This window comes from Ensifer sp. NPDC090286, assembly GCF_044769565.1.
GTDB lineage: Bacteria > Pseudomonadota > Alphaproteobacteria > Rhizobiales > Rhizobiaceae > Ensifer.
This window is the reverse complement of the sequence record NZ_JBIVYF010000003.1, coordinates 914028-932372: the sequence shown is the minus strand read 5'-3', so window position 1 is coordinate 932372 and position 18345 is coordinate 914028. Positions and strand designations below refer to the sequence as shown.

The 18345-nt window shown below is 64.1% G+C and carries 22 protein-coding genes; 12 read left to right on the top strand and 10 right to left on the bottom strand.

The annotated features are described in order from the left end of the window. Window positions 1–168: 168 nt before the first annotated feature. Window positions 169–480, bottom strand: coding sequence for a hypothetical protein (locus ACIQUG_RS19760; protein WP_192448158.1), 312 nt, complete (start codon window positions 478–480; stop codon window positions 169–171). Window positions 481–587: 107 nt separating this feature from the next. Here ACIQUG_RS19760 and ACIQUG_RS19755 point away from each other — a divergent pair, with 107 nt between their 5' ends. Beyond that, entirely contained in the window at window positions 588–1214 is a 627-nt protein-coding gene (locus ACIQUG_RS19755) for a ribonuclease D (protein ID WP_192448157.1), read from the top strand. A 14-nt stretch (window positions 1215–1228) separates the two neighbouring features. On the opposite strand, the gene ACIQUG_RS19750 is transcribed toward ACIQUG_RS19755, so the two are convergent. Together ACIQUG_RS19750 and ACIQUG_RS19745 are read right to left on the bottom strand one after the other, a co-directional pair. After that, entirely contained in the window at window positions 1229–1573 is a 345-nt protein-coding gene (locus tag ACIQUG_RS19750) for a YqaA family protein (RefSeq protein WP_082566375.1), read from the bottom strand. A gap of 83 nt (window positions 1574–1656) precedes the next feature. Further along, window positions 1657–1938, bottom strand: a complete 282-nt coding sequence (locus tag ACIQUG_RS19745) for a SelT/SelW/SelH family protein (RefSeq protein ID WP_029742402.1) — start codon at window positions 1936–1938, stop codon at window positions 1657–1659. A gap of 215 nt (window positions 1939–2153) precedes the next feature. Between ACIQUG_RS19745 and ACIQUG_RS19740 the strand changes: the two genes are divergently transcribed. After that, window positions 2154–2609 (top strand): DoxX family protein, encoded by a 456-nt coding sequence (locus tag ACIQUG_RS19740; protein ID WP_402323620.1) that lies wholly within the window; start codon window positions 2154–2156, stop codon window positions 2607–2609. 96 nt (window positions 2610–2705) lie between these two features. On the opposite strand, the gene rnk is transcribed toward ACIQUG_RS19740, so the two are convergent. Then, on the bottom strand, window positions 2706–3110 hold the full coding sequence (gene rnk / locus ACIQUG_RS19735; RefSeq protein WP_043617194.1) for a nucleoside diphosphate kinase regulator: 405 nt from the start codon (window positions 3108–3110) through the stop codon (window positions 2706–2708). Window positions 3111–3463: 353 nt separating this feature from the next. Here rnk and ACIQUG_RS19730 point away from each other — a divergent pair, with 353 nt between their 5' ends. From ACIQUG_RS19730 to ACIQUG_RS19715, 4 genes are read left to right on the top strand one after another with little or no spacing between them, the layout of a single operon-like run. Next, window positions 3464–4219 (top strand): type 1 glutamine amidotransferase, encoded by a 756-nt coding sequence (locus ACIQUG_RS19730; protein ID WP_402323752.1) that lies wholly within the window; start codon window positions 3464–3466, stop codon window positions 4217–4219. Next, the gene (locus ACIQUG_RS19725; RefSeq protein WP_402323619.1) at window positions 4216–4695 is read left to right on the top strand and encodes a GFA family protein; all 480 of its coding nucleotides are present in this window, start codon (window positions 4216–4218) and stop codon (window positions 4693–4695) included. The genes ACIQUG_RS19730 and ACIQUG_RS19725 overlap by 4 nt, the downstream gene beginning before the upstream one ends. Continuing rightward, the gene (locus tag ACIQUG_RS19720; protein WP_402323618.1) at window positions 4692–5255 is read left to right on the top strand and encodes a sugar O-acetyltransferase; all 564 of its coding nucleotides are present in this window, start codon (window positions 4692–4694) and stop codon (window positions 5253–5255) included. The genes ACIQUG_RS19725 and ACIQUG_RS19720 overlap by 4 nt, the downstream gene beginning before the upstream one ends. 25 nt (window positions 5256–5280) lie before the next feature. After that, a complete protein-coding gene (locus ACIQUG_RS19715; RefSeq protein WP_402323617.1) occupies window positions 5281–5793 on the top strand; it encodes a GNAT family N-acetyltransferase in 513 nt (170 codons plus the stop codon). Window positions 5794–5885: 92 nt separating this feature from the next. On the opposite strand, the gene ACIQUG_RS19710 is transcribed toward ACIQUG_RS19715, so the two are convergent. Then, a complete protein-coding gene (locus tag ACIQUG_RS19710) occupies window positions 5886–6506 on the bottom strand; it encodes a TetR/AcrR family transcriptional regulator (RefSeq protein ID WP_402323616.1) in 621 nt (206 codons plus the stop codon). 130 nt (window positions 6507–6636) lie between these two features. On the opposite strand from ACIQUG_RS19710, the gene ACIQUG_RS19705 reads away from it, so the two are divergent. After that, window positions 6637–8103 carry an MFS transporter gene (locus ACIQUG_RS19705; protein WP_402323615.1) on the top strand — a complete coding sequence of 489 codons (1467 nt, stop codon included), beginning with the start codon at window positions 6637–6639 and terminating at the stop codon, window positions 8101–8103. 100 nt (window positions 8104–8203) lie between these two features. Here ACIQUG_RS19705 and lepA read toward each other — a convergent pair whose 3' ends face one another. After that, window positions 8204–10030, bottom strand: coding sequence for a translation elongation factor 4 (lepA, locus tag ACIQUG_RS19700; protein ID WP_371742535.1), 1827 nt, complete (start codon window positions 10028–10030; stop codon window positions 8204–8206). A 70-nt stretch (window positions 10031–10100) separates the two neighbouring features. Then, complete coding sequence (locus ACIQUG_RS19695; protein ID WP_112983904.1) at window positions 10101–11342, bottom strand: MFS transporter; 1242 nt, start codon at window positions 11340–11342, stop codon at window positions 10101–10103. 219 nt (window positions 11343–11561) lie between these two features. Between ACIQUG_RS19695 and ACIQUG_RS19690 the strand changes: the two genes are divergently transcribed. The 4 genes from ACIQUG_RS19690 (at window position 11562) to ACIQUG_RS19675 (ending at window position 14314) form a co-directional block, all read left to right on the top strand. Next, a complete protein-coding gene (locus ACIQUG_RS19690; RefSeq protein ID WP_192448148.1) occupies window positions 11562–12140 on the top strand; it encodes a helix-turn-helix domain-containing protein in 579 nt (192 codons plus the stop codon). A 2-nt stretch (window positions 12141–12142) separates the two neighbouring features. Then, entirely contained in the window at window positions 12143–12670 is a 528-nt protein-coding gene (locus tag ACIQUG_RS19685) for a GNAT family N-acetyltransferase (protein WP_402323614.1), read from the top strand. A 172-nt stretch (window positions 12671–12842) separates the two neighbouring features. Further along, window positions 12843–13868: a histone deacetylase family protein gene (locus tag ACIQUG_RS19680; protein WP_402323613.1), complete on the top strand. Its 1026-nt coding sequence runs from the start codon at window positions 12843–12845 to the stop codon at window positions 13866–13868. Between the two features lie 98 nt (window positions 13869–13966). Beyond that, window positions 13967–14314 carry an antibiotic biosynthesis monooxygenase gene (locus tag ACIQUG_RS19675; protein ID WP_402323612.1) on the top strand — a complete coding sequence of 116 codons (348 nt, stop codon included), beginning with the start codon at window positions 13967–13969 and terminating at the stop codon, window positions 14312–14314. Between the two features lie 109 nt (window positions 14315–14423). Here ACIQUG_RS19675 and ACIQUG_RS19670 read toward each other — a convergent pair whose 3' ends face one another. Beyond that, on the bottom strand, window positions 14424–15062 hold the full coding sequence (locus ACIQUG_RS19670) for an exopolysaccharide biosynthesis protein (RefSeq protein WP_192448145.1): 639 nt from the start codon (window positions 15060–15062) through the stop codon (window positions 14424–14426). A 203-nt stretch (window positions 15063–15265) separates the two neighbouring features. Here ACIQUG_RS19670 and ACIQUG_RS19665 point away from each other — a divergent pair, with 203 nt between their 5' ends. Further along, the gene (locus ACIQUG_RS19665) at window positions 15266–15928 is read left to right on the top strand and encodes an OmpA family protein (protein WP_029742421.1); all 663 of its coding nucleotides are present in this window, start codon (window positions 15266–15268) and stop codon (window positions 15926–15928) included. 71 nt (window positions 15929–15999) lie between these two features. Here the strand turns inward: ACIQUG_RS19665 and ACIQUG_RS19660 are convergent, their stop codons facing one another. Next, window positions 16000–16815, bottom strand: coding sequence for a class I SAM-dependent methyltransferase (locus ACIQUG_RS19660; RefSeq protein ID WP_402323611.1), 816 nt, complete (start codon window positions 16813–16815; stop codon window positions 16000–16002). A gap of 80 nt (window positions 16816–16895) precedes the next feature. Further along, window positions 16896–18323: an MFS transporter gene (locus ACIQUG_RS19655; protein WP_402323610.1), complete on the bottom strand. Its 1428-nt coding sequence runs from the start codon at window positions 18321–18323 to the stop codon at window positions 16896–16898. Window positions 18324–18345: the final 22 nt, after the last annotated feature.

The window sequence follows — 18345 nt, the reverse complement described above, 5'->3', positions numbered from 1 at the left end:
TGTTTCCTTTGATCATGTCGATCGAAGGATAAGAACATGCAGCACTTCAAAGCGCTACCGTGACCTTTGCGCGGCGCTGCAGATGGAGGATGCCCCAGGCGCTGGTCGTGAAGTTACGAACCGATGCGCCGCTTGCCAAACGGACGAGCGGGCTTGCCCAGTTTTTGCTTAGTAGCCGAGGCCACGCTTCTGCCGATAGAGCGACGGCGGCAAGTCGCTGCCCTGGAACACCGGCCCGTCACCGCGGCGGCAATTGTAGATCGTGTCGTAGACGGGACCGCCGCGGGCTGACGATTCGAATGGATAGTTGCGGTCGACAAAGGTCTGCTCGCAGACGGTTTGGTCGCCACCGCCGTTCAACGGGTCCATCTGTCGCACGCCCGGCAGGTCCCGATAGGTCTGTGCCGGCGCCGGCACGGCCGTCAGCCCGATCGCCAGCGCGAGCGTGGAAAGAGCGAGGGCGGGTTGAAAAGACGTCATCGTCAGGACTTTCAAAGGGCAGCCGGCGGGCGGAACGCGACAACGGTATCGCCGACGCCAAACTTGCGCTATAGGCCACACCACTTCGTTTGATCTGGGGATTTTCGATGGCGAATGCAATACGGTTCCATGAAGGCGATATCTCCGCAGCCGACGCTGACCGTTACCGAGGCGCGATCGCGATCGACACGGAAACGCTCGGCCTCATCCCCCGTCGTGATCGTCTCTGCGTGGTGCAGCTGTCATCGGGCGACGGAACGGCTGACGTGATCCGCATCGCCTCCGGCCAGAAGGAGGCGCCGAACCTCGTCGCCATGCTTGCCGATCCGGCCCGCCAGAAGATCTTCCATTTCGGCCGCTTCGACATCGCCGTCCTCTTCCATACCTTCGGGGTGACGACGACGCCGGTCTTCTGCACCAAGATCGCCTCGCGGCTGGCCCGCACCTACACTGATCGCCACGGCCTCAAGGACAACCTCAAGGAAATGCTCGACGTCGACATTTCCAAACAGCAGCAATCGTCCGACTGGGCAGCAGAAACCCTGTCTCAGGCGCAGCTCGAATATGCCGCCTCCGACGTGCTGCACCTGCATGCGCTGCGCGACAAGCTGACGGCGCGCCTCATTCGCGATGGTCGCATGGAGCATGCCGATGCCTGCTTCGCGTTCCTGCCGACGCGCTCCAAGCTCGACCTGCTCGGCTGGGACGAGACGGATATCTTCGCTCACAGCTGAGCTGCGTTGGGCGGCTACGGCGTCAGGTAAAGGACGACCGCATAACGCGCGGCCTTGCCGATCGTGACGAACAGCAGGAACAGCGGCAGCTTCATGCGCAGCAATCCGGCAACCAGCGTCAGCGGGTCACCGATGACCGGCAGCCAGGAAAGAAGCAGCACCGGCTGGCCGTAGCGGGCAAAGAGCGCCTCTGCCTTTTGCCGATTGGTCGGCGAAACCGGAAACCAGCGGCGTCCCTCGAAGCGGATCAGGAAACGCCCGAGCGCAAAATTGACGACGGCGCCGAGCACGTTGCCTGACGTCGCGGCGATGAAAAGGGCAGGGCGGCTCGTTTCGCCGTGCAGGGCGGCGGCGACGATCGCGGCTTCCGACATGCCGAAAAGCAGCGTTGCCGACAGGAAGGCCGCGGAAAAGACGCCGGCAAGAATTCCGAAATCCAGGATCAACTCCTGTCCGTATGGCCGAGATCGCGCTCCGGCTCGATGATGTCGCGGATGCGCTGCTTCAGTTCCTTGGGGCCGGGAAAACCGCCGTCCCGCTTGCGCTCCCAGATGAGCGCGTCATCGACGCGGATCTCGAAGTTGCCGCCGGTGCCGGGAATGAGCGCCACTTCGCCGAGCGACTGCCCGAAGGTCTGCAGCAGTTCCTGCGCCATCCAGCCGGCGCGCAGCAGCCAGTTGCACTGGGTGCAGTAGAGGATGGTGATGCGCGGCTTCTGGTCCATCGGGTGTCTCGGATGTGCTTCGGGCGGCGACCATAGCGGTCGCCTCAGTTGGAAACAACTGCGTTCCGGGAGCTCGTGCTCACGCTGTGCTCACATGATTGTCAACCAATTTAGTCATGTTTTTATCGGCGGATAGCTTGCTTTGCGCGGGCGTCGCGGCGAGACAATGCGGCATTGCACAAATTGTCGCACCCAACCGCCGGAGAGGCCCCTTAATGACCGACGTCACCGTTTCCAGTTCCCGCCCGCGCGCCATCCTGCCGGCGCTGGAAAAGATCTATCTGCCGCTCAACACGTCCGCCGAAACGCTGTTGCGTGTGCTCGCCGGCGCTCTGCTCGCGGTTCACGGTTTTGGCAAGATCACCAATCCCTTCGGCGCGATCGGCATGGTCGAGGGCCTCGGGTTCTATCCGGGCGTCTTCTGGTCGCCGCTTCTCGCTGCGACCGAATTCTTCGGCGGCATTCTGATCACGATCGGTCTGTTGACGCGCCCGGCCGCCTTTGCCGGCATGATCGTTCTGCTCGTCACCGTCTACTTCCACGGCATCGTCCAGGGTGAGGGGCTCTTCGGCGCGGAGAAGTCGATCCTCTGGGCAGCGATCCTGTTCTTCTTCGCCATTCGCGGCGCCAACAGCCAGTCTGTCGACGCCAAGCTCGGCAAGCAGTTCTGATCGAACGAACGACGGTCGGACAAACGGGGAGGCGGTGAAAATCGGCCTCCCCGTTTTCGTCTGGCTGCCAGCGAGGCTTCCTCTGTCGCTGATCTCTCAGGCGCTTTCCTTGGCCGTGACGCTGCGAATGGTCATCCGGTGTACCTTGCCCGACCGGTCCTGCCAGTCGATCGACTGGCCGACGGAGAGCCCGATCAGCGCCGCGCCGACAGGCGTCAGAACCGAGATGCGGCCGGCCTCGATATCGGCCTCGCCGGGATAGACGAGCGTCACCTGCTTGGCAAAACCGTTGTCCGCCTCGAAGGCGACGGTGGAGCCCATCTGCACGCTATCGGCGGGTAGCGCGCCGGGCGCGCCGACGCGGGCGCGGTCGAGTTCGGAGAGCAGCGCCTCGGCCACATCAGGCACGCGTTCGAGCGCGGAGGAAGCGAGCGCCGTCAGCCGCTTGTGGTCTTCGGCATTGATGATGATCGGGGGAAGTTTCTTGCGGGTTGCCGCCATGATGGGACCTGACAGGTTCAATCGAAGCGCACGACAGGGCGCAATCGAATAGGTTTTCTGGAGATTGGCGCTCGTTCAGCCGCGCTCGGAAATTTCTTCTGCCGACGCGAAAGGCTCCCCTGACCCGGAGAGCGCAAGCGTCCGGGCTGGGGTCAGGTTCCTGCGATCGGGCACACCCGGAAGCAGCAATGAGAAGAAATCATCGGCATCATCATGCCCCAAGGGTCGGAAAGTTCGCTCCCGAAGTCAAGGCCCGCATGGACCCGTCGGCATCATCGCATCGCCATGTGACCTCTTGAACAGTGGCCGCGCTCGTGGTCAATCTCCACGGTCGATGTGAAGGGAATGCGATGATGCGGGTGCTGGTGGTTGAAAACATGGCGAAGACCGAGCTTGGCCAGGTCGGCACGGCGCTGCGGGAGGCAAAGGCCGAGATCGAGATCCGCCGCGCCTATCTTGGCGAGGCCGTTCCCGAAACACCGGAAGGCTACGACGCGCTTGTGGTGCTCGGCGGCGAGCAGAGCGCGCTCGACGATGCCGCCTATCCCTATCTGCCTGAGCTTGCCGCGCTGATGCGCCGATTCGGTGACAGCGGCCGTTCCGTGCTCGGGATCTGCCTCGGCAGCCAGCTTCTCGCCCGCGCCTATGGGGGGCGGAACCTGCTGGGCGAGGCCAAGGAATTCGGCTGGTGCGAGGTGCAGGTGCGCGGCGAAGGTGCCGAGGACCCGGTCCTTTCCAGCGTTGGCGAGCGCTTCCCCATCTTCCAATGGCATGGCGACACTTTCACGCTGCCCGAAGGGGCGGTCCATCTCGCCGAAAATGGCGTTACCCGGCATCAGGCCTTCCGCGTCGGCCGTGCCGCCTACGGCACCCAGTTCCATTTCGAGGCGGACACGCACCTCGTCGAAGACTGGAACCGCGCCTTCCCGGACACGATCAAGCGGCTCGATCCCACCTGGCTTGCGCGCTACCATGAACACGCCGCGCGCCACGGCTGGCAGGCGGATACCGCTGGCCTGGCTCTTGCCCGCGCCTGGGTCGCGACTATCATCCGCCAGCAGGGCAGCGCGGCAAATGAGGAACCGGCGTTGGAGGAGATCAGCGGATGAGCGAGGCACGAAACGGCGGCTGCTTCTGCGGCAGGATCCGCTATCGGTTGAAGGCAGCGCCGATGTTCGTCAATTGCTGCCATTGCAGCGATTGCCAGCGCCAGGTCGGCAGCGCCTTCGTCGTCAACGGCGTGATCGAGCGCGACAATATCGAACTGGTTGAGGGCGAACCGGTCGTCGTGACGCTTCCGACGGACAGCGGCCGTCCGCATGACGTCTACCGTTGCGCCGAATGCCAGACGGCGCTCTGGAGCGACTACGGTCGGCGCGGCTGGCTTTCGTTCGTCCGGATCGCAAGCCTCGACCACCCGTCGGACTTCCCGCCGGATGCGCATATCTTCACCCGCTCCAAGGTTCAGTGGCTGTCGCTCGAGGGCGGCGCGCCGGCCTTTGATATCTACTACGACATGAAGACGATGTGGCCGCCGGAAAGCCTGGCGCGGCGCGCGGTCGCGGAAGCGAAAGCAAAAGCGTGACAGCCAGCGAACGCGACAAGATGGCAGCCGGAGAATGGTACTCCTGCCTCGTCGACGAACTCGAGGCGATGCGGATGACGGCGCGTATTGCTGTCCATCAGCACAACACCATGCCGCCGGCGGAGCGTGGAAACGTGGCGTCGGCGCTACGGGCGCTGTTCGGTGCCGTTGCCGATAACGTCTTCATCGAGGCGCCGTTCCATTGCTCCTACGGCATCAACATCCACCTTGGCGCCCGCGTCTATCTCAATGCCGGCTGTACCATCCTCGACAGCGGTCGCGTGACGATCGGCGCAGGGGCGATGCTGGGGCCGAACGTGCAGATCTATTGCGCCGAGCATCACAGGGATGCCGTGCTTCGTGGCCAGGGTCTCGAAGTCGCCAAGCCGGTGACGATCGGCGCAGATGTCTGGATCGGCGGTGGGGCGATCCTTCTTGGCGGCGTGACGATCGGCGAGGGCGCGATCGTTGGTGCGGGTTCGGTGGTGACAAAGGACGTGGCGGCTGGCGCCGTGGTCGCCGGCAACCCGGCGCGCCCGCTCCGCCGACGGACCACTTAACACGATTTTAGAAGGACGATTTTTGATGGCGAATGACATGAAGACGATCCGTGTGCGCCCGGCGCGGCCGGACGATGCACCGGCGTTGTGCGCTTTCCTCAACGAGATCATCGCGATCGGCGGCACCACCGCCCATCAGACGCCGTTCACGCCGGAGAGCTTCGTGGCGCATTATCTCGCCGGCCCCGGCTTCGTCTGCTGCTTCGTCGCCGAGGACGAGGCGGGTGAGCCCTGCGCCTTCCAGGCGCTCGACCAGTGGGACGGGATACCAGAGGACTGGGCCGATATCGGCACTTTCTCGCGCCCTGGCAACAAGGTGCCCGGCGCCGGTACGGCGCTCTTCAAGGCGACCTGCGACCATGCCCGTTCGATCGGCCTCAGCGCCCTCAACGCCACGATCCGCGCCGACAACACCGGCGGGCTTACCTATTACGGCAAGATGGGCTTCGTCGACTACAAGGTCGACAAGGCCGTGCCGCTTGCGGACGGGAGGCTGGTGGACCGTATCTCGAAACGATTCCTGCTTTCAGAGGGGTGAGGCGGACGCTGTCGCCAGACCTTTCGGTACTCTCCCAATTCGATCCTCGGACTTGATCCGAGGATCCAGGCCCGAACAATCACGAACCGACGTCACGCCGGCCGGACGCTTCGCTCCACCATGGCCAGGATCGTCTCACAGAGCTCGTCTCGCGCCTCTTCGGCCGTGATGTCTCCTGTCGCTGCGGCGTTGGAGAGGCCATCGGCGGCGCCGAGCATCGCCCAGAACGCGGCCGCCGCGATGCGCTTCTCTCCCGTGAACGGGCTCAGCACCTTCCGGCACTTCTCGATGTAAATCAGCTGATAGGTGCGTTTGACGCTCGCAAGCTCGGGCGAGCCGGCGAGCGCTGCCAGCACGCCGGGGATCTCGCGGCCCTGTGCCAGCACGCACTCGACATAGGACGCGGCAATGGTCCTTGCGGTTCCCTGAAGTGTCGGGTCGCTCGCGGCAATGGCGGCATCCATCACCACCGTCTGGCGCGCGTCGAAATCCTGGTAGAGCGCTGCGAGCAGGCCGTTGCGGGTACCGAAATGATCATAGACCACCGGCTTTGCGACCGCTGCCGCCTCGGCGAGATGCGGCAGGGTCAGCGCGTCCGTGCCTTCGTCGCGAACGAGGCTCCATGCCACGTCGATGAGTTGGTTCAGCCGCTGCTCGCGGCTCAGGCGAACGCGCTTCACAGCGGTCGGGCTTGTTTCCATTGCACTTGACATCACTATATACCAAAAGTAACTTACCTTAAGTATATAAGATAAACCCTCCCATCGCAACCATCCGCCTGCCTGACGGCCGGTGGCCGAAGCGGCATGCGCACGCGTGCCGTTGGCAAAGGAATTGTGCCCAATGACTGACGTCTCGCTCCCTCGTTCTCAAGGCCGAAGCGCCTGGCTCGGCCTCATCGCCGTGCTGCCGCTGGTCCTCATCGTCGCCATGGATGGTTCCATCCTCTATCTCGCCATGCCGCGCGTGACCTCGGCTCTCATGCCCACCGCCGACCAGGCGCTCTGGATCCTCGATATCTACGGTTTCGTCGTCGGTTCGCTGCTGATTGCCTTCGGCAATATCGGCGATCGCTACGGCCGATTGAAACTGATCATGATCGGCGCGGTGATCTTCGGTGCTGGGTCTCTTGGTGCCGCCTTTTCGCAATCGCCGATGGCGCTGATCGCTTCGCGGGCGCTGATGGGGCTCGGTGGGGCGACATTGCTGCCCTCGGGGCTCGCAATCGTCAGTGCGTTGTTTCCGGATCCGCGACTGCGGGCGCGGGCGATCGGCATCTTCGCTGCCACCTTCGCGGCCGGCTTCGCCATCGGTCCGGTGATCGGCGGCATTCTGTTGCAGCGGCTTGAGTGGGGCGTGGTGTTCCTGATCAACGTTCCCGTCGTGCTCGGCTTCCTCATCGCCGCACTGATCCTTCTTCGCGAAGTGCGCTCCACGACCTATGGCCGCATCGACCTGCCAAGCCTCGTCCTGTCCTTTGCCGGGATCCTGCTCACCACCTATTCGCTGAAGACCGCAGCCGCCTACGGCTTCACGCCGCTGCAGATGTTCTCCGGAATCGTTGGTGTCCTCGCCATCGTGCTCTTCCTTCGCCGGCAAACGCGGATCGCCTATCCGCTGCTCGACCTCGGCCTGTTTCGCGACCGCATCTTTTCCATCGCCATTCTCACCGGCCTCCTGCCGCTGGTCGTCTGGTCGGCTGTCGGTTACCTCTCGGGCATCTATCTGCAATCGGTCCTGGGCTTCGATGTTTTTACCGCGGCACTTTTGACCTTGCCGGGCGCTGTCGTGCTGATGGCGACCTGCGTCGGGACGGCGCGCATCGTCGATGCGGTCGGCCGCAAGAGGGCGCTTGTCGCGACGCATGTCCTGATCGCAGCCGGCCTCTCCCTGCTGCTTTTCACGAGCACCGAAGCGGGCGTTCCAGCCCTCATTGCCTCGACGGTGGTTGCGGGCATCGGTTACGGCCTCTCCTTCAGCCTCGTCGCCGAAATCGCCGTGTCAGCGGTGCCGGCCGAACGCGCCGGTGCCGCGGGGTCGATCGCCGAAACCAGCAACGAACTCGGCAACGCGCTCGGTATCACGCTGCTCGGCTCACTGGCCGCCCTCAGCTTCCGCCTGCTCGGCCCCGGCGTCGCCGGTACGCTCAACGAAACCCTTGATAAGCCGGGCCTTGCTCCTGAAATGGTGCTGCAGGCCAAGGACGCCTTCCTCACCGGCCTCCACCTCGCAGCCGGCGTCGGCGCATTGTCGCTGCTCGCATTGGGCATCATTGCCTGGCTCTGGCTGCCGAAGAAGCTGCCGGAGTGAGTGGCACGAGAAGCAACGGACATTGCGGACGGTGACCACAAACCAAAAAGGGCGACCCGAGGGCCGCCCTTTCAAACGTAGAAACATGCGGCGCTACCGCCTATTCGTCGCCCATCTTGAGGGCGGCGATGAAGGCTTCCTGCGGGATTTCCACCTTGCCGAACTGGCGCATGCGCTTCTTGCCGGCCTTCTGCTTTTCCAAGAGCTTGCGCTTGCGGGTGGCGTCGCCGCCGTAGCACTTGGCGGTCACGTCCTTGCGCAGCGCCGAGATGGTTTCGCGGGCAATGACGTTGCCGCCGATGGCCGCCTGGATCGGGATCTTGAACATGTGCTTCGGGATCAGCTCCTTGAGCTTCTCGCACATTTCGCGGCCGCGCTTTTCGGCTGCCATCCGGTGCACCATCATCGAGAGCGCGTCGACCGGCTCGCCGTTGACGAGGATCGACATCTTCACAAGGTTGCCTTCCTTGTGGTCGGTGATCTGGTAGTCGAACGAGGCGTAGCCCTTGGAGATCGACTTCAGGCGGTCGTAGAAATCGAAGACGACTTCGTTGAGCGGCAGGTCGTAGGTCAGCATCGCCCGGGTGCCGACATAGGTCAGCTCGATCTGGATGCCGCGGCGGTCCTGGCAGAGCTTCAGGATACCGCCGAGATAATCGTCGGGCGTCAGGATCGTCGCGCGGATCCACGGCTCATGGATCTCGGCGATCTTGACGACGTCGGGCATGTCGGCCGGGTTGTGCAGTTCGCGTTCCGAGCCGTCGGTCATGAACAGCTTGTAGACAACCGAAGGCGCGGTCGCGATCAGGTCGAGGTCGAACTCGCGCTCGAGACGCTCCTGGATGATTTCGAGGTGCAGCAGGCCGAGGAAGCCGCAGCGGAAGCCGAAGCCGAGTGCCGCCGAGGATTCCATTTCGAACGAGAACGAGGCGTCGTTGAGGCGCAGCTTGCCCATTGCCGAGCGCAGGTCCTCGAAGTCGGCGGCATCGACCGGGAAGAGACCACAGAACACCACCGGCTGCGCCGGCTTGAAGCCCGGCAGTGCGGTTGCGGTCGGGCGCTTGTCCTCGGTGATGGTATCGCCGACGCGGGTATCGGCCACTTCCTTGATCGAAGCGGTGATGAAGCCGATCTCGCCTGGGCCGAGCGCATCCATCGCCACCATCTTCGGCGTCAGCACGCCGACGCGTTCGATCGTGTACTTGGCGTCGGTACCCATCATGCGGATGGTCATGCCCTTCTTGAGCGTACCGTCGATGATGCGCACGAGAACCATGACGCCGAGATAGGTGTCGTACCAGCTGTCGACGAGCAGGGCCTTCAGCGGTGCCGCATCGCCGCCGTCGCTCTTCGGCGCTGGCAGCTTGGTGACGATCGCTTCGAGCACGTCAGGAATGCCGAGGCCGGTCTTGGCCGAAATCAGCACCGCGTCGGACGCGTCGATGCCGATCACTTCCTCGATCTGTTCCTTGATGCGGTCCGGTTCGGCCGCCGGCAGGTCGATCTTGTTGAGCACGGTGACGAGTTCGTGGTTGTTGTCGATCGCTTGGTAGACGTTGGCGAGCGTCTGGGCTTCCACGCCCTGCGACGCGTCGACGACCAGCAACGAGCCTTCGCAGGCCGACAGCGAGCGCGAGACTTCGTAAGCGAAGTCGACGTGCCCGGGGGTGTCGATCAGGTTCAGCACATAGGTTTCGCCATCATTGGCCTTGTAGTGCAGGCGCACCGTCTGGGCCTTGATGGTGATGCCGCGCTCGCGCTCGATATCCATGCTGTCGAGCACCTGCTCGGACATCTCGCGCTCGGCGAGGCCGCCGGTGGACTGGATCAGCCGGTCGGCAAGCGTCGACTTGCCGTGGTCGATGTGGGCCACGATCGAGAAGTTGCGGATATGCGAAAGGGGCGTCTTCGAAGATGTTGTGCTCATGGGCCGCATATAGCAGTGCCTTCAACCGCCGCAAAGCGGGAAATGAAGGCTTCGTTCACTATAAATCAGGCTATTCGGCACTCGCCTCCGCATCGACGAGCGCGCCGGCATTGGGCACCTGCGCACTCCTGATCTCGAAGCTCTCGCGCTCGGCCGCCGGCACCTCATCGCGCTTGCGCAACCTGAGCAGCACGAAGAAGGCATAAAGGGCGGCAACGGCCATCGCCGCATAGATGAACGTGCGCTGCCCGAACACCGGCGTCAGCAGCGTTACCAGCATCGGCACGACGGTCGCGGCGATCGACCAGGCGACCAGCATGGTGCTGGCAAGCGGCACGAAATCGGCGGGATCCGTGCGGTCGTTGGCATGCGCATTGGCGATCGAATAGACGGTCTCGACCGCACCGGCGAACAACGCAAAGACCAGCATGAGCAGGAGCAGATTGCTGAAGGAGGCCGACAGCGCGAAAAAGCCGGCAGCAAGGATCAGCAGGCACGTGCCGATCAGCACCAGGCGCCGGTCGATCCGGTCCGACAGCGTACCCATCGGATACTGGATGGCGATGAGGCCGAACTGCATGACGAACATCAGGTTGGCGACGTCGCCTTGGCTGACATTGTTGGCGGCCGCATAGATCGGCGTGAAGCCCTGCACCACCATCGAAAGGCCGCCGGCGGCGAGTACGCCGATGAAGGCGACGGGGGAATTGCGCCAGACCATCGGGATGTCGATGCTGACCTTGGCCGGCGGTGGTGGCGTCGGCAGGCGGGTGAGCCCGATCGGCAGAAGGGCAAGGGCGGTGAAGAAGATGGTGACGAGCGGCGGCAGGTTGCCGTCGGCCGGGATCTGCCCGAACAGCCAGGCGCCGGTGCCGAGCCCGATGACATAGGCCATGTAGAACAGCGCCATCGCCTTGCCGCGCCAGTGGTTTTCGCTCGCATGATTGAGCCAGCTCTGGGCGATGATGAAATTGGTGTTGCCGGACGCGCCATAGAGGCCGCGCGCAAGCACCCACAACAGGGGATGCATGCCGAGCGCGATCGTCAGCGCCGAGAGGATGACGAGCGCCATCGAGCAGGAAAAGGCGCGCGCATGGCCGACGCGACGGATCATCGGTCCGGCGATGACGCAGCCGATCAGCCCGCCGAAGGCGATCATCGTGACAGCAGCCCCCGGCACCCAATCCGGTGCGTCCGAGCGCGTCAACGCGAAGGGCACATAGGCGAGCATCATGCCGTTGCCGATCGCGACCGCCGTCATCGAGGCGACGATGCTGGCGATCGAGGTCAGCGAGGAGGGCTGCTTGGTCATGTCCAACCTGTCGATGGAGGCCGCCCGTGCGGGTGCGCTGGCGTGATGGATGAGGGTCGTCTAAAGTATTGAAGTCAAAGCTTTTCTCGTTTCTGCGTCCGAAGCCGCCACCATAGCCGAAACACCCGTGTCGCGCTGTCGCCAATGCGGCATCGCATGCCTGTATTTTCAGTCTTTCTCAGTCTTGACTCCACTATATGAGAAATGCAATCTCAAATAATGGAAAACGTCACCGACCCCCTCGAACATGCCATCGGCGAGCGCATTCGCACGCTGCGGACGCAACAGAACCTGACGCTCGACGAACTCGCCTCAAGCTCCGGCGTCAGCCGGGCGATGATCTCGCGCATCGAGCGCGGTGAGGCGAGCCCGACCGCCCAGCTTCTCGCCAAGCTCTGCAGCGCGCTCTCGACGACCCTTTCTGCGCTCTTTGCCTTCGAAGCCGAGGAAGCATCGCCGCTTGCCAGGCGCGCCGATCAGCGGCTCTGGCGCGATCCGGAATCCGGCTATCTACGCCGCTCCGTCTCCCCCGACGGTCTTGGCTCGCCGATCGATATCGTCGAGGTCGAGTTTCCGCCCGGTGCCCGCGTCGTCTTCGAGCGGCAACCCTCCGATCGCGGCATCACCCAGCATCTCTGGCTGTTTTCCGGGCGGCTCGAAATGACGACTGCATCCGGCTTCCATTCGCTCGAGCCAGGCGACTGCCTGTTCATGGGGCTGGAGGCGGGCCACATCTTCCACAACCCCCACGATGAGCCGGCTCACTATGCCGTCATCCTCTGCCGCACCAAGGTTTGACCATGTCTGACATTCAGATCCGCCTGCTCGATGAAGCCCAGACCCGCGACGCCATCCCGGCGCTTGCCGAGGTGCTGTCCGATTGCGTCGAGGGCGGCGCCTCGGTCGGTTTCATGCAGCCCTACCCGCCGGAAGCGGCACTCACCTACTGGCGCGGCGTCGCCGAGGCGGTTGCCGGCGGTGAGACGCTGCTGATGGTTGCCGAGGTTGCAGGCCGCATCCTTGGCACCGTGCAGGTCGGCGTCGCGCAGATGCCGAACCAGCCGCATCGCGGTGACCTGAAGAAGCTGCTGGTGCATCGCGACGCCCGCGGCAAAGGCCTGGCGCGCCGGCTGATGGACGCGGTCGAGCGCGAAGCCGCCACCCGTGGCAAGACACTGCTGGTGCTCGATACGGCGACCGGCAGTGAGGCCGAGGCGATCTACCCGCGCTTGGGCTGGGAGCGCGTCGGCGTCATCCCCGATTACGCCATGTGGCCGGAAGGCGGCCTCTGCGCCACCACGTTCTTCTACAAGCGGATCGCGGCTTAGAGCGGTTGCCATGGGTTGGATTATCCCCTCTCCTTGGTTTAACCGGAGGACTAACCCTCTCCCCGCTCGCGGGGCGAGGGGGACATGCACGAGGCACGGGCTGACCGCCCGAGGTTGCCAACCTCGAAACCTGGGGTAGGGTGCTGGCACCGTTTCCATCTCAGGATACTCCATGCGCATCTATTACACCGAAGACCACAAGCTCCGTGACGCCAAGACCGAGCTTTTCGGCGGCGAACTTGTGCCGCCTTTCGAGGCGCCGTTTCGTGCCGAATGGATCCTGGCGGCGGTCAAGGAAGCCGGCTTCCACGATGTCTTGGCACCGGAACGTCACGGTCTCGATGTCGCGCTCAAGCTGCATGCGCCCGATTATCTCGACTTCCTCGAAACCGCCTGGGCGCGTTGGGTCGCCGATGGCTACCGCGGCGAGGCGATCCCGGCCTGCTTTCCGGCGCGGCGCATGCGCCAGCATCCGCCGAGGGACATCGACGGCGCGCTCGGCTATTATTCCTTCGCGGCGGAAACGGCGATCACCGAGGGCACCTATGCGGCCGCGCGCGCCGCGATGGATTGCGCCATCTCGGCCGCCGACCACATCCATGCCGGCAACCGTGCCGCCTTCGCGCTCTGCCGCCCGCCCGGCCATCATGCGGCGATCGATCTCTATGGCGGCTATTCCTTCATCAACAATGCCGCCTGCGCCGCCCAGCGCCTAAGGGATCATGGTGCTCAAAAGGTCGCCGTGCTCGACGTCGATTTCCACCATGGCAACGGCACCCAGGATATCTTCTACGAGCGCGGCGACGTCTACTTTGCCTCGCTGCATGGCGACCCCGTCGAGGCCTTTCCGCACTTCCTCGGCTTTGCCGACGAGGAGGGCGCCGGCGCCGGGCTCGGCACGACGAAGAACTATCCGCTGCCGCGCGGTACGCTGTTTGACGCCTGGTCGGCGGCGATGGCCGATGCGCTCTCGCGCATCGAGGCCTTCGGTGCCGAAGCCCTGGTCGTCTCGCTCGGCGTCGATACCTTCGAGCGCGATCCGATCTCATTCTTCCGACTGAAATCCGAAGATTATCTGCGCATGGGCGAGGCGCTGCAGCGCACCGGCCTGCCGGTCGTCGTCTGCATGGAGGGCGGCTACGGCGTGCCGGAAATCGGCCTCAACGTCGCCAATGTGCTGAAGGGTATTTCTGGCTAAAGGTCAGCATTCGGAAAATACGCTTGCCGCTATTGACCTCAACTTTGCTTGAGGTCGTACGACTGCTCTCGTTCAAAAGAGATCAGAGGAAAAGAGCTATGAGCAGTCAGTCAAATAGCGTGGCGCCGCTTTACCGCATCAACAAATACACCGTGCCGGCGGAAGCCCGGCCGCAGTTCGTCGAACTGGTCGACAAGACGCTGGCCGTCATTCGCAAACAGGATGGTTATGTGAAAGACCTGTTCCTGGAGCAGCATGCCGGTCCCGGCCAGTTCGATTTCATTACCATGATCGAATTCGCGAGTGCCGACGTCGCGCCCAAGGTCGCAGCCGCGCTGATCGAGTTCGACCGCCAGCTCGGCCTCGATCGCGAGGCGCTGATGACGACGCTCGGCATCCGCACCGATTTCGCCAGCTACCGGGCCTTCGGCGGGTTGGCTGCCTAGGACCGTTCCAGCAAACGGTTTTCCGTCCGGAATTGCGCGTAACAGAGGGCTGGAACGAAAAAGCCCGGCAGTCAGCCGGGCCGATCGATGCTTCCGATGCAAACGCGCGTCAGGAAACGAAGAACGTCGACAGGCCCTGGCCGGCGGCAAAGGCCATATAGGCAAGCACGGTGAAATAGACCGTCGTCGCGACGAGGAAGAGATAGCCGCCAGCCACCATCAGTCCGTCGCGCTGGATGATGCCGAGCGAGAGCAGCAGGATCGCGATCCCTGGTAGCGTATTCGACAGCGGGATCAGGCCCAATGGAAACATCAGCAGGATGCCGCCGGCCATGATCATCAGGCCGTTGAAGCGGTTCATCAGCGCGCCCTGCGTCAGGAAGCCGAGACGCGGGCGGACATAGCGGTCGAGCTTGGAAACGATATCCGCGCCTTTTTGCAGCGTCGGCACCAGCTTCTCGGTTTCGATCCGGCGATCGAGAATGCGCTGCGGCATCCACGGCAGGCGATTGAGCGTGACCGATACGGAAATCAGGATGATCGCCGCGCCGAAGACGGTGCTGACGCCCGGGATCGACACCGGCAGCAGAAACGGCAGCGTCAGCAGGGCGCACAGCAGCAGGAAGCCCTGTTCGCCGATTTCGGTCATGAGTTCGCGCAGCGTGATCGTCTCGCCGCGGATCGAGGCAATCATGCCGTTGAGCGTGTCGCTGAGACTGCGTTGGGTGTCGCCGAACTCGATTGCCATTGGCGCTTGCCTCTCTTTTCTTGGATGCCCGTCCTATCAAGAGCGTGTGAAGGATCGGTTATTGTGTGCCCTGATGGCCACGCCGGCCGCTGGAGAAGCGGGATTTGCCGGCAAACCGTGGCGTGAATGGGACGCCTCTTCATCTTCCTGCCGCAATCGCTAGTATGAAGCAACTTCGAGCACCAATGGGGACAACTGATTCCATGATCAAGAAATGCGCCATTCTGGCTGTCGCGGCCATCTATCTTTCGGGATGCACCACCACCGATCCCTATACGGGCGAACAGAAGATGTCGAACACCGCCGGTGGCGCGCTGATCGGCGCAGGCCTCGGCGCGGCAACCGGTCTGCTGGTTGGCGGCAGTGCCGCAGGACGCCGTGACTCGGCCCTCGTCGGCGCCGCGATCGGCGGTCTCGGCGGCGGCCTGATCGGCAACTACATGGACAACCAGGAAGCCGAACTGCGCGCCCAGCTGCAGGGTACCGGCGTTTCGGTCACCCGCGCCGGCGACCGCATCATCCTCAACATGCCGTCCAACATCACGTTTGCGACCGACCGCGACCAGGTGATCCCGGCCTTCTACGACACGCTGAACTCGGTGGCGATCGTGCTGCGCAAGTTCAACAAGACGATGATCGACGTCGACGGCCACACGGATGCGACCGGCAGCGCCTCGTACAACCAGGGCCTCTCCGAGCGCCGTGCCGCTTCGGTCGCCAACTATCTGGCTGGCCAGGGCGTCGACCAGCGCCGCATGTCGGCCATGGGCTACGGCAAGGAGCGTCCGATCGCATCCAACGGCAGCGAAGCCGGCCGCGCGCAGAACCGCCGCGTCGAAATCTCGATCGCGCCGATCAAGGCCTGATCGGTCGAAATCGACGGCTTGCAATGAAAGGGCTGCGCCGCAAGGCGCGGCCCTTTTTCATTTTCGTCAGTCTAGAAACCGTAGCGCAACAGGCGGCCCATCCGGCGTAGCATTGGCAGGGCGCTGACGACATGCGCCGCTATGCGCGCCAACGGCGACAGGCGCGCGACCTGAGCCGCATCATATTCGCTGATCTCGTCGAGCAAGGTCAGGCCGGGCACGTCCCGCTCCAGCGCCCGAGCGTTTTCCAGCCCCCAGCGAAGCTCCGCCCCGGTCGCCCGCAGGGACGGGTTCAACCGCAAAAGTTCGATGCCCAGATGGCTGTAGGCATCGAAAACGATTTCTCCGCCGGAAAGGCAGGAGGTCACCCGTCGCAAGACATCGCGCACCTCCTGTTCACAAAGATAGGGGAACACCCCCTCGGCGACGACGATCGCCGGGCGGTCCGCCGGAACGAGGTCGATCCAGCCGCGCTCCGTTATCGAGGAGGCGATCGTCGTGCAGCCCGGGCGCTTCGGGAAAAGCTGTTGCCGCAAGGCGATCACATCGGGAAAGTCGACGTCGAACCAGCCGATGGACGCGGGCGGATCGAGCCGCAGCACGCGGGTGTCGAGACCGCAGCCGAGATTGAGCACGATCGCGTCCGGGTGGCGCCCGATAAAGTCGCGCGTCCAGCGGTCGAGCATATGGGCGCGCACCGCGATGCCGATAGTCATGTCATGGCTTGCATCGGGCGGTTTCGGCCTGCCGGCAAGCCGCCGCATCAGATCGGCGGCAAAGTGATCGTTCAGCAAGGAATCGGGAAACGCGCTCTCTGCGGCCTTGGCCTGGAGCGTGACCAGCAGGGTCTCCCGTACACCATGAAGGCCGATCTCCTCGGCTTCCATCCTCTCCTCCCAAGGGCGCCCGCACCCCTCGTGCTTGCATTTTCTGGCCTTCCACCCCCGGGGGAAAGCCAGCAATGCGCCTATTTTGCCACCCGCCGCGCCCGCCAGACGCGTCCGGCTGTCAGCACGGCCAGCGCCGGCATCAGCGCGAACAGCCAGAAGAGCCAGCGCGTCGCCGTCGCCACGCCATCCGTCGACGGCGTTTCGATGCCGGCGAGATTGGCTGTCAGTCCGGCAAGCGCCGCGCCGAGCGCTGCGGCGAAGAGCTGGACCGTGGTAATCGAACTCGAGGCCTTCTCCGCTTCGCCCTCCGGCGCAAATTCATAGACCGCCGTCACGATGTGCGGCCAGGCAAAACCCATGCCGAAACCGACCGCCATGATGCCGATGCTGAGCGGCACGGCGATCGTCATGAATTCCGAGCCCGCCATCGGCATGAACAGCGCAATCAATGCCAGGCCGACGAAGCCGAAGGCCGGGCCGGCAAAGATCGTCTGCTTCGCCCTTTCGCCGTGCCAGTGCGCGCTTGTCATCGACCCGGCGGTCCAGCCGATCGACATCAGCGCCGCAATGTAGCCGGCGACCAGCGGCGACAAGCCGTGCAACTCCTGCAAGAGGTACGGCACATAGATTTCCGGCTGCAGGCCGACCATCAGCAGGGTGATCGTAGCATAAAGGGCTGCCAGCGGGGAGGCCGGGGTGAAGCTTCCGGAGGGGAGCAGTTTGCCGGTCGCCCGCTTCTCGACGACGAGCAGCGCCAGGAACATGAGGATCGCGGCGCCGACGCAGCCTATCTGTTCCGCCGCCGTGGTCAGCGTGCTGGCAATCGAAAGCGCAAGCACGATGGCGACGAGCAGCGCGAGTTGCACCAAGGGAAGCGGCGTGCGCACGCTCTCGGCGGCAGCCTTGCGCGGCAAGGTCGAGAAGGCGAGCGTCGCCAATAGCGCCGTCAGCGGCAAGAGCGACCAGAAGGCGACGCGCCAGGTGGAAAACTCGGCGAACATGCCGCCGATCGCCGGGCCGACCAGCGTCGCCGTGCCCCAGGTGGCCGAAATCAGGCCGATGGCGCGGGTCCAGAGCTCCGGCCGGAAGACCTCGCGGATCACGCCATAGGCAAGCGCATAGAGCAGCCCGCCGCCAAAACCCTGGATCGCCCGGCCGGCAAGCAGCATCGCCATCGACGGGGCCGCAGCGCAGAGGAGCGTGCCCAGCCCGAAGACGAGCGCACCGATCGCATAGGCGCCGCCGGCGCCAACGGCACCAAGCAGCCGGGCCGACAGGGCCGCGCCGAGGATCGAGGCGGCGACGAAGACGGTCGTGCTCCAGGCGTAATATTCGAGCCCGCCGATCTCGCGCACGATCGACGGCATGATCGTCGTCACGACGTAGATGTTGAGCGCGTGCAGCGCGACGCCACCGCTGAGCACCAGCGAATGCACGGCGTTGCCGCCGCTCAAGAGCGCGCGCCAGCCGGTTTCCTGGTGGGGGGCGGATGTTTTTTCGAGCATGTCAGTACCTCATGCAGGGGTA

Excerpts from the sequence above, each read along its gene's own strand:
- ACIQUG_RS19760 (WP_192448158.1), bottom strand. The coding sequence starts at position 480 with ATGACGTCTTTTCAACCCGCCCTCGCTCTTTCCACGCTCGCGCTGGCG.
- ACIQUG_RS19755 (WP_192448157.1), top strand. The coding sequence starts at position 588 with ATGGCGAATGCAATACGGTTCCATGAAGGCGATATCTCCGCAGCCGAC.
- ACIQUG_RS19745 (WP_029742402.1), bottom strand. The coding sequence starts at position 1,938 with ATGGACCAGAAGCCGCGCATCACCATCCTCTACTGCACCCAGTGCAAC.
- ACIQUG_RS19740 (WP_402323620.1), top strand. The coding sequence starts at position 2,154 with ATGACCGACGTCACCGTTTCCAGTTCCCGCCCGCGCGCCATCCTGCCG.
- rnk (WP_043617194.1), bottom strand. The coding sequence starts at position 3,110 with ATGGCGGCAACCCGCAAGAAACTTCCCCCGATCATCATCAATGCCGAA.
- ACIQUG_RS19730 (WP_402323752.1), top strand. The coding sequence starts at position 3,464 with ATGCGGGTGCTGGTGGTTGAAAACATGGCGAAGACCGAGCTTGGCCAG.
- ACIQUG_RS19725 (WP_402323619.1), top strand. The coding sequence starts at position 4,216 with ATGAGCGAGGCACGAAACGGCGGCTGCTTCTGCGGCAGGATCCGCTAT.
- ACIQUG_RS19715 (WP_402323617.1), top strand. The coding sequence starts at position 5,281 with ATGGCGAATGACATGAAGACGATCCGTGTGCGCCCGGCGCGGCCGGAC.
- ACIQUG_RS19710 (WP_402323616.1), bottom strand. The coding sequence starts at position 6,506 with ATGTCAAGTGCAATGGAAACAAGCCCGACCGCTGTGAAGCGCGTTCGC.
- ACIQUG_RS19705 (WP_402323615.1), top strand. The coding sequence starts at position 6,637 with ATGACTGACGTCTCGCTCCCTCGTTCTCAAGGCCGAAGCGCCTGGCTC.
- lepA (WP_371742535.1), bottom strand. The coding sequence starts at position 10,030 with ATGAGCACAACATCTTCGAAGACGCCCCTTTCGCATATCCGCAACTTC.
- ACIQUG_RS19695 (WP_112983904.1), bottom strand. The coding sequence starts at position 11,342 with ATGACCAAGCAGCCCTCCTCGCTGACCTCGATCGCCAGCATCGTCGCC.
- ACIQUG_RS19690 (WP_192448148.1), top strand. The coding sequence starts at position 11,562 with ATGGAAAACGTCACCGACCCCCTCGAACATGCCATCGGCGAGCGCATT.
- ACIQUG_RS19685 (WP_402323614.1), top strand. The coding sequence starts at position 12,143 with ATGTCTGACATTCAGATCCGCCTGCTCGATGAAGCCCAGACCCGCGAC.
- ACIQUG_RS19680 (WP_402323613.1), top strand. The coding sequence starts at position 12,843 with ATGCGCATCTATTACACCGAAGACCACAAGCTCCGTGACGCCAAGACC.
- ACIQUG_RS19675 (WP_402323612.1), top strand. The coding sequence starts at position 13,967 with ATGAGCAGTCAGTCAAATAGCGTGGCGCCGCTTTACCGCATCAACAAA.
- ACIQUG_RS19670 (WP_192448145.1), bottom strand. The coding sequence starts at position 15,062 with ATGGCAATCGAGTTCGGCGACACCCAACGCAGTCTCAGCGACACGCTC.
- ACIQUG_RS19665 (WP_029742421.1), top strand. The coding sequence starts at position 15,266 with ATGATCAAGAAATGCGCCATTCTGGCTGTCGCGGCCATCTATCTTTCG.
- ACIQUG_RS19660 (WP_402323611.1), bottom strand. The coding sequence starts at position 16,815 with ATGGAAGCCGAGGAGATCGGCCTTCATGGTGTACGGGAGACCCTGCTG.
- ACIQUG_RS19655 (WP_402323610.1), bottom strand. The coding sequence starts at position 18,323 with ATGCTCGAAAAAACATCCGCCCCCCACCAGGAAACCGGCTGGCGCGCG.